The sequence below is a fragment of the Paracoccus sp. (in: a-proteobacteria) genome (genome assembly GCF_035556475.1).
Classification (GTDB): Bacteria; Pseudomonadota; Alphaproteobacteria; order Rhodobacterales; family Rhodobacteraceae; genus Paracoccus.
The window spans coordinates 1-9,193 of the sequence record NZ_DATMFA010000023.1; the positions used below are offsets into that span (position 1 = coordinate 1).

8 protein-coding genes are annotated in these 9,193 nt (G+C 65.9%); 6 read left to right on the forward strand and 2 right to left on the reverse strand.

The genetic code is table 11. The features are described 5' to 3' along the window. The coding region (locus VNQ78_RS03045) for a hypothetical protein (protein ID WP_325686464.1) at window positions 1–390 on the reverse strand (390 nt) is incomplete at its 3' end. Between VNQ78_RS03045 and VNQ78_RS03050 the strand changes: the two genes are divergently transcribed. The 6 genes from VNQ78_RS03050 to VNQ78_RS03075 are packed head-to-tail and all read left to right on the forward strand — an operon-like array spanning window position 380 to window position 8,400. After that, window positions 380–1,600 carry a nitrate/nitrite transporter gene (locus VNQ78_RS03050; RefSeq protein ID WP_325686466.1) on the forward strand — a complete coding sequence of 407 codons (1,221 nt, stop codon included), beginning with the start codon at window positions 380–382 and terminating at the stop codon, window positions 1,598–1,600. The two genes, VNQ78_RS03045 and VNQ78_RS03050, sit on opposite strands and share 11 nt — an antisense overlap. Before the next feature lie 16 nt (window positions 1,601–1,616). Next, entirely contained in the window at window positions 1,617–4,052 is a 2,436-nt protein-coding gene (gene nirB / locus VNQ78_RS03055; protein ID WP_325686468.1) for a nitrite reductase large subunit NirB, read from the forward strand. Next, a complete protein-coding gene (gene nirD, locus VNQ78_RS03060) occupies window positions 4,049–4,384 on the forward strand; it encodes a nitrite reductase small subunit NirD (RefSeq protein WP_325686470.1) in 336 nt (111 codons plus the stop codon). The genes nirB and nirD overlap by 4 nt, the downstream gene beginning before the upstream one ends. A 12-nt stretch (window positions 4,385–4,396) precedes the next feature. Continuing rightward, entirely contained in the window at window positions 4,397–4,861 is a 465-nt protein-coding gene (gene cynS / locus VNQ78_RS03065) for a cyanase (protein WP_325686472.1), read from the forward strand. A 52-nt stretch (window positions 4,862–4,913) separates the two neighbouring features. Then, complete coding sequence (locus tag VNQ78_RS03070; RefSeq protein ID WP_325686474.1) at window positions 4,914–5,765, forward strand: formate/nitrite transporter family protein; 852 nt, start codon at window positions 4,914–4,916, stop codon at window positions 5,763–5,765. A 13-nt stretch (window positions 5,766–5,778) separates the two neighbouring features. Beyond that, window positions 5,779–8,400, forward strand: a complete 2,622-nt coding sequence (locus VNQ78_RS03075) for a molybdopterin-dependent oxidoreductase (protein WP_325686476.1) — start codon at window positions 5,779–5,781, stop codon at window positions 8,398–8,400. 24 nt (window positions 8,401–8,424) lie between these two features. On the opposite strand, the gene VNQ78_RS03080 is transcribed toward VNQ78_RS03075, so the two are convergent. Next, window positions 8,425–9,193: Na/Pi cotransporter family protein (locus VNQ78_RS03080; protein WP_325686479.1), on the reverse strand; the 769-nt coding region annotated here is incomplete at its 5' end.

A 9,193-nucleotide genomic window follows, 5' to 3' on the forward strand; every position in this document is an offset into this window, starting at 1 on the left:
CGTTCCCGCCGAAAAGGGGCAGATGATTCTGCGCGCCGACCGCTTCTTCGACGGCTTCACCTTCGAGCCCGAGATCCAGGCCTGATCGCAAAACTGACCTTTCACCGGGCAGTTCGCGAAGCAGTCGCCCAAATCCCGTGCGGGAACGGATCGCGGTCTCTGAAAACCCGGTTTGCGGCCAGCCCGGGCTTGCTGCGTTTCCGGTGACCTGCCAGAAATAATCATGGTCCGGTGCAATGGCGCGCCAGCGACCCGCTCGCAACGATGCGGCATGATCGATCCCGCGATGGCGCGGAATCCCTGAAAGCGCCGACGCCCGGTTTCCGATCGTCCACGCTTTCCGACAGCCACTGCAACCCAGTTTGCCATCGGAGCATCCATGTCCGCCATTGCCCCCTCTGCCCCCGAGGATTCCGGCCGCGCGCTGGCCCTCTCGACATCCGCCTTCGTCGTCTGCTTTGCCGTCTGGACGATCTTTGCGATCATCGGCATCCAGATCCGCGAGCAGCTCTCGCTGACCGAGACGCAGTTCGGCCTGCTGGTCGGCATGCCGATCCTGACAGGCTCGCTCGTCCGTATCTTGCTGGGCGTGCTGACCGACCGACTTGGCGGCCGCATCGTCTATACGCTGACCATGCTCGCGGCGGCGCTTGCCACCTTCCTGCTGAGCTGGGCCACGACCTATCCGCAGATGTTGCTGGCGGCGCTTGGCGTCGGGCTGGCGGGTGGATCCTTCGCGGTGGGTGTCGCCTATGTCTCGCGCTTCTTCTCTGCGGAACGGCAGGGGACGGCGCTTGGCATCTTCGGCGTCGGCAATGTGGGCGCGGCGGTGACCAAGTTCGTCGCCCCGTTCATCATGCTGGCCTGGGGCTGGCAGGCGACCGCGCAGATCTGGGCCGGGGTTCTGGCCCTCACGGCGATCATCTTCTGGCTCTTCAGCCAGGACGATCCGGTCACGGTCGCACGCCGGGGAACAAAAGCCCCCCTCCGCAGCCTCAGGGCCGAGTTCGAGCCGCTGAAAAACCCGCAGGTCTGGCGCTTCTCGGCCTATTACTTCTTCGCCTTCGGGGCCTTCGTGGCGCTGGCGCTGTGGCTGCCGCATTACCTGATCGGCGTCTACGGCTTCGACGTCAGGACCGCCGGGATGATCGGCGCCGCCTATTCGATCCCTGCCTCGATCTTCCGCGCCTATGGAGGCGTGCTGTCGGATCGTATCGGGGCGCGCGCGGTCATGTACTGGACCCTTGCGGTATCACTTCTGGCGACGGCGATCCTCTCGATCCCGGCGGGCGTTCCGACCCCGGTGTTCCTTGTCGTGATCTTCGTCCTCGGCTTCTTCATGAGCCTCGGCAAGGCGGCGGTCTTCAAGCACATCCCGACCTATTACCCGCAGAATGTCGGCGCTGTCGGCGGCCTTGTCGGCATGATCGGCGGGCTTGGCGGGTTCTTCCTGCCGCTGCTTTTCGGCTGGCTCAAGGACGAGACCGGCCTTTGGTCCAGCTGCTTCATGGTCCTCTTCCTGCTCGTCGCCGGCTGCCTTGGCTGGATGCACCTCTCGATTCGTCGCCTCAATCGCGGCATCGCCCTTCAAACCGCCTGAAAAGGAGCCCACAGCCATGAAGAAAAAGCTAGTGGTCATCGGCGCCGGCATGGCCTCCGGCAGAATGCTTGAGCACCTGTTCGCAGCCGCGCCGGACGCCTACGAAGTTACCCTGTTCAACGGCGAGCCGCGCGGCAACTACAACCGCCTGATGCTCTCCCCGGTGCTTTCGGGCGAAAAGACCTATCAGGACATCGTGACCCATGACGCCGACTGGTATGCCGCGCAGGGCGTCGATTGCCGCTTTGGCGAGCCGGTGGTGAAGATCGACCGCAAGAACCGCGTGGTCTATTCCAACAAGGGTGGCGCGCCCTATGACGCGCTGGTCATCGCCACCGGCTCCGCCCCCTTCATCATCCCGGTTCCCGGCAAGGACTTGCCCGGCGTCGTGACCTATCGCGACCTCGAGGACACGAACGCGATGATCGAGGCCGGCATTGCCGGCAAGAACGCCGTCGTCATCGGCGGCGGCCTTCTGGGACTTGAGGCAGCTGCCGGAATGGCCGCCCGCGGCGCGAAAGTCACCGTGATCCACCTGATGGGCCACCTGATGGAGCGCCAGCTTGATCCCGCCGCGGGCTACCTGCTGCAGAAGGATCTGGAAAAGCGCGGCATCACCGTTCATTGCAAAGGCGCGACCAAGGCGATCCTCGGTCACGACCGGGCCGAGGCCGTGCTGCTGGAGGATGGAACCGTCTATCCCGCCGATCTGGTCTGCATGGCCGTGGGCATCCGCCCCGAGACGCGCCTTGCCAATGACGCGCATCTCGAGGTCGAGCGCGGCATCGTCGTCGATGACGCGATGCGGACCTCGGACCCGCATATCTTCTCGCTCGGTGAATGCGTCGAGCATCGCCAGCAGCTTTTCGGCCTTGTCGCGCCGCTTTACGACCAAGCCAAGGTTCTGGCGAAAACCCTGCTGGATGAGGCCGCCGAGTTCGTGCCGGTCCAGACTGCGACCAAGCTGAAAGTCACCGGCTGCGACCTGTTCAGCGCCGGCGACTTCGCCGAGGGCGAGGGCCGCGAGGACATCGTTTTCCGCGATCCGGGCCGAGGTCTCTACAAGCGCCTCGTCTTGCAGGACGACCGCATCATCGGCGTGGTGATGTATGGCGAGACCGCCGACGGCAACTGGTTCTACGGGTTGATGAAGGACGGCACTGACATCGGCGAAATGCGCGAGACGCTGATCTTCGGCCCGGCCTTCCAGGGAGGGTCCAGGCTGGACCCTATGGCGGCCGTTGCAGCCTTGCCGCCTGAGGCGGAGATTTGCGGCTGCAACGGCGTCTGCAAGGGCACGATCGTCAACGCGGTAGAGGGCGGGGCGGTGACGCTCGACGCGGTCCGGGCCTGCACCAAGGCCAGCGGCTCCTGCGGCACCTGCACCGGGCTTGTCCAGCAGGTGATGGCCTTCGCGCTTGGCGGCGCGGTGGTCGAGGCCCCCGCAGGCATGTGCAAATGCACCGATCACACGCATGAGGACGTGCGGCGGCTGATCAAGTCGATGGGGCTGAAGTCGATCCCCGCCGTGATGCAGGATCTGGGCTGGAAGACCGTCGGCGGCTGCCATTCCTGCCGCCCGGCGCTGAACTATTACCTGATCGCGGAATGGCCGCTGGAATATCGCGATGACCGGCAGTCCCGCTTCGTCAACGAACGCAACCACGCCAATATCCAAAAGGACGGCACCTATTCCGTGGTGCCGCGCATGTGGGGCGGCGTGACCACCCCGACCGAACTGCGCGCCATCGCCGATGCGGCCGAGAAATACGACGTGCCCATGGTCAAGGTGACGGGCGGCCAGAGGATCGACCTTCTCGGTGTGCGCAAGGAGGATCTGCCCCATATGTGGGCCGATCTCAACGCGGCGGGGCTGGTTTCGGGCCACGCCTATTCCAAGGGGCTCCGGACGGTGAAAACCTGCGTCGGCTCGCAATTCTGCCGCTTTGGTACGCAGGACTCGACCGGCCTCGGCATTCGGCTGGAAAAGCTGCTCTGGGGTTCATGGACGCCGCACAAGGTCAAGCTGGGCATTTCGGGCTGTCCTCGGAACTGCGCCGAGGCGACCTGCAAGGACGTGGGCGTGATCTGCGTCGACTCGGGCTTCCAGATCAGCGTCGCGGGCGCGGCGGGGATGGAGGTGAAGGAGACCGAGCACCTCGCCTCGACCCCCTCCGAGGATGAGGCGGTCGAGATCATCGCGGCCTTCGTCCAGCTTTACCGCGAGCACGCGAAATACCTCGACCGTCCCTACAGATGGGTGGCGAAGGTCGGCCTCGACTGGGTGAAAGAGCGGGTCGTGGACGACCTCGCGGGCCGCCGCGCGCTGGCCGAGCGGTTCGAGATCAGCCAGTCGGTCTATCGCCGCGATCCCTGGGCCGAGCATTCCACCAGAACCGAGACGCCCCGCTGGGCTCCCCTTGCCGACCTGACGCTGGAGGCCGCCGAATGACCATCTTCGTCGATATCGCCGCACTTGACGACATCCCGCCGCAGGGCGCCCGCGTGGTCAGGACCGCACAGGGCTGCGTCGCGGTGTTCCGCACCGCCGATGACCGGGTCTTCGCGCTGGAGGACCGCTGCCCGCACAAGGGCGGCCCGCTTTCGGAAGGAATCGTCCACGGCACCTCGGTTACCTGCCCGCTCCACAACTGGGTCTTCGACCTGAACTCGGGCGTGGCTGAGGGCGCGGATGAGGGGATGGTCCGCACCTATCCCATCCGCGTCGAGGCCGGACGGGTGCTGATCAGCGCCGAGCTTGTGACCCGCAGCCATGCAGCCTGAAGGAGAGATGCCATGAACAAGATCACCGTCGAGGAACTGAGGCGCGACGACCTGACCGCGATGATCCTGCGCGCCAAGAAGCGCGCGGGTCTTGGCTGGGCCGAGATCGCCGATCAGATCGGCATGTCCCCGGTCTGGACCCATTCCGCGGCCACCGGCATGAACGCCTTCCCCGAGGACAAGGCGCGCGCCTTTGCCGCACTGCTCGGCCTTCCCGACAGCGCAGTCGACCTGCTGGTCGAAAGCCCGCTGAAGGTCTGGGAGCAGGCGGTGCCGACCGATCCCTGCCTCTATCGCCTCTACGAGATCGTGGGCGTCTACGGCCCGACGATCAAGGCGCTGATCAACGAGGAATTCGGCAATGGCATCATGTCGGCGATCGACTTCTCGATGGCGATCGAGCGTGAGCCGAACCCCAAGGGCGACCGCGTCCGCCTGACCATGTCGGGCAAGTATCTGGCCTATTCGAACTGGTAACGCCCCGCAAAACCGCCCCGACCACAAGGGGCGCCACAGGAAGGTATCTCTGATGTCCTATGTCAATCCATCCGATTTCGCCAGGAAGATGATCGACGCCGGCGAGGCCAAGGTCTTCATGTCGACCAAGGACACGCTGATCCGCGCCTATATGGCGGGCGCGATCCTTGCCCTTGCCGCCGCCTTTGCCGTGACGGTGACGGTGAACACCGGCAACCCGCTGATCGGGGCGCTGCTGTTCCCGGTCGGGTTCTGCATGCTCTATCTTCTGGGCTTCGACCTTCTGACCGGAGTTTTCACGCTGGTTCCGCTGGCGCTGCTCGACCGTCGCCGGGGCGTGACGATGGCGGGCCTGTGGCGCAACTGGGGACTGGTCTTTGCCGGGAACTTCGCCGGGGCCTTCACCGTCGCGGTCTTCATGGCGATCATCGTGACCTTCGGTTTCTCCGAGGCACCGAACGCGGTTGGCGAAAAGATCGGCCATATCGGCGAGGGCCGGACGCTCGGCTATGCCGCGCACGGCGCGGCGGGGATGCTGACGCTGTTCGTGCGGGCGGTCATGTGCAACTGGATGGTCTCGACCGGCGTGGTCGCGGCGATGATGTCGACCAGCGTATCGGGCAAGATCATGGCCATGTGGATGCCGATCCTGATCTTCTTCTATATGGGGTTCGAGCATTCCATCGTGAACATGTTCCTGTTCCCCGCCGGGATCCTGCTTGGTGGCCAGTTCACCTGGATGGACTATCTGCTCTGGAACGAGATCCCCACCGTCGTTGGCAATCTCGTCGGCGGGCTGACCTTTGTGGGCGCGATGATCTATTCGACCCATTACAAGACCTCGCCCGCGCGCACGCCCCTCGACCAGTCCGAGGGTGAATCCGTAGCGGTTCCCGCAGAGTAAGGGGCAGCCAAGCATGACGCAGCCGGCAATTCCCGCGATCCGCACGACCTGCCCCTATTGCGGCACCGGCTGCGGGATATTGGCGACCCCGGACGGCAGGGGAGGGGTTGCCATCGCAGGCGATCCCGACCACCCGGCGAACAGGGGACGGCTCTGCGTCAAAGGCGCGGCTTTGGGCGAGACGACCGGGCATCAGGGGCGGCTCCTCGCCCCGATGATCGCGGGGCGCGAGGCGGAATGGGACGAGACGCTGGACCTCGTCGCCGACCGCTTCAGCCGGACCATCGCTGAGCATGGGCCGGATTCGGTCGCCTTCTACGTCTCGGGGCAATTGCTGACCGAGGATTACTACGTCGCGAACAAGCTGATGAAGGGTTTCATCTGCTCGGCGAATATCGACACGAATTCGCGGCTTTGCATGGCCTCCTCGGTCGCGGGCCATCGCCGGGCCTTCGGTTCGGACACGGTGCCGGGGCTTTACGAGGATCTGGAGCTGGCGGATACGGTCGTGCTGGTCGGCTCGAACCTCGCCTGGTGCCATCCGGTCCTCTACCAGCGGCTCGCCGCCGCCAGGGAGGCCCGGCCAGAGATGCGGGTCGTGGTGATCGACCCGCGCCGGACCGCGACTTGCGATATCGGCGACCTGCATCTTGCACTGGCTCCCGGCGCGGATGCGGTCTTGTTCAACCTGCTTCTGCGGGAAATCGACCAGCGCGACGCGATCCGCGCCGAGGTCGACGGGCTGGAGGCGGCGCTTGCCGCCGCCAACGCGACCTGCCCCGATGATCTGGGGCTGAGCCAGACCGAAATCTCGGCTTTCCTCGACCTCTGGCTGGGCCGCGAAAAGGTGGTGACGGTCTATTCGCAGGGCATCAACCAGTCCGAAAGCGGCACCGACAAGGTGAACGCGATCCTGAACTGCCACCTCGCGACCGGGCGGATCGGGCGTCCCGGCATGGGTCCGTTCAGCGTGACCGGGCAGCCGAATGCCATGGGCGGGCGCGAGGTTGGCGGGCTTGCGAACATGCTGGCCTGCCACCTCGAGATCGAGAACCCCGACCATCGCGAGGCCGTGCGCGGTTTCTGGGACGCCCCCCGCATCGCCGCGCGACCGGGCCTCAAGGCCGTGGACATGTTCCGCGCGGTCGAGGAGGGGCGGATCAAGGCGCTCTGGATCATCTGTACCAACCCCGCCGTCTCGATGCCCGAGGCCGACCGCATCGCCCGCGCCATCGCGGGTTGCGACTTCGTGGTGGTGTCCGAGATGATGGCCAAGACAGACACCGCGCGCCTCGCCCATGTGCTTCTGCCCGCCACCGGCTGGGGCGAGAAGGACGGGACCGTGACCAATTCCGAGCGCCGGATCAGCCGCCAGCGCCGCTTGCTGCCGCCCGCCGGCAAGGCCATGGACGACTGGCGCATCCTTGCCGAGGTGGGGCGGCGCATGGGTTGGAAGGACGCGTTCAACTGGCAGCACCCCGCCGAGGTCTTTGCCGAACATGTCGCGCTTTCAGGGGTCGCGGGCAGGCTTGGCAGCGATTTCGACATCTCGGATCATGCCGGGATCACCCGCGCGGAATATGACCGGCTCAATCCCTTCCTTTGGCCGCAATCCGCGTCGAAGCGGGGTGGGCGTTTCTTTGGCGACGGACGGTTTCACACGCCATCCGGCAGACCGCGGCTGGTGCCGATCACGCCGACAAAACCCCAGCCGGTCGCGATCGACCAACCGTTCCGACTGAATACGGGCCGCGTCCGCGACCATTGGCACACGATGACCCGAACCGGCGCTTCGCCCCGCCTCTCCCGGCATCTGGCGGAACCGTTTCTGGAGCTTCACCCCTCGGATGCCGCGCGGCTTGGCCTTCAGCCCGCCATGCTGGCAGAGGTCGAAAGCCCGCATGGCCGGGCGGTGCTGCGCGTGCTGGTCACGGATCGCGTGGCGCCCCGGCATCCCTTCGCGCCGATCCACTGGACCGGAGAGACCGCGCCGACCGGGCGCGTCGGCGCGCTGGTGCCTTCGATCGTCGATCCGGTTTCCGGCCAGCCTGCGGCCAAATCGGCGCCCGTCGCAATCCGGCGCTTTGCCGCCTCATGGTTCGGCTATGCCGTTTCGCAAACGACCATGCGGCCCGATTGCGACTATTGGGCGCGGGCAACGCTGCCGCAGGGCGAGCAGGTCGAACTCGCCTCGCGCGATGCGCCCGGCGACTGGGTTGCCAGCGCAAAGGCGCTTTTCGGCCTTGATGCCGAGCCCCTGGTGGTACGTGATCCGAAACGCGGCCTCGTCCGTCTGGCTTTCGTCATCGGGGAGCGGCTTCAGGCCGCGCTGTTTGTTTCGCCCGAGCCGGTGGCGCTGTCGCGCAGCCATGTGGCGGCGGCCCTTGGCCAGACATGCGAGCAGGACTTGCTTGCCGGCCGCCCCGGCGCGGACCGGCCAGACGAAGGCGCGTTAATCTGCGCCTGTTTCGGCGTCGGCGTGAATACCATCGTCAAGCTGATCGCAAGCCAGCGCGGCACCTCGGTCGAGGCGGTCGGCGCGGCGCTGAGGGCGGGGACGAGTTGCGGCTCATGCCGGCCCGAGATCCGCGCCCTGATCGAGACGCATCGGCTGAGCGGGGTGGCGGCCGAGTGAGATTGCCTGCGGGGGTCGCGGCCTTCAGCCGAGGCGCAGCCTGCTTTCAACCAGCAGCCCTTCTTCATCGAGGATCGGATGCGCCACCGAAAGGGCATGGGCATTGATCCGCTTCAGATCCCGCAGCAGGTCGAGATGCAGCGAGGAGGTCTCGCGGCTTTCGCTTTGCCCCTCGCGCAGCCGGATCAGATGCCGCTGTGCTGACTGGCGTTCATGGTGCCGGATATCGACCTTTACCTGGATCAGCCTGCGCGCCATCTCGCGGTCGCGGGTCATGAACACGGTCTGGGCCATGCGCAGGTTTTCCTGCGTCATCAGGAACAGCGCGTCCAGCTCGCGATAGCCCGCCTCGGAGAAGCGCAGTTGCAGCCCGATCTTCTTGCGGACTTCGGGACCAAGGCCCTTGTCGATGATGTCTCCGACATGTTCGAGGTTGATCACATAATCGAGGATCTCGATGGTGCTGCGGCGCTCGGCCTCGGTCGGGTTTCCGCTCAGCCGCGAGAGGTAGTGCTTGACCTCCTGCTGCCGGCGGTCGACCTGCTCCTCCAGCTCGGCGACCTCGGCAAGGGGGCTGCTCTCGTTCTTCCTGAAGGCGGTCCGGGTCTGGTCCAGCATCCGCGCGACGCTGTCGCCAATGGCCAGCACCTCGCGCCTCGCCCCGGTCAGGGCCAGCAAAGGCTCGGACAATGCGCTTTCATCCAGCCAGCGGGAGGTCGGCGAGGCGCCGCGATCCTCGTCCGGGATGAGCCGGCCAAGCAGGGCGCAGATCAGGCCGGTGAAGGGCCAGATC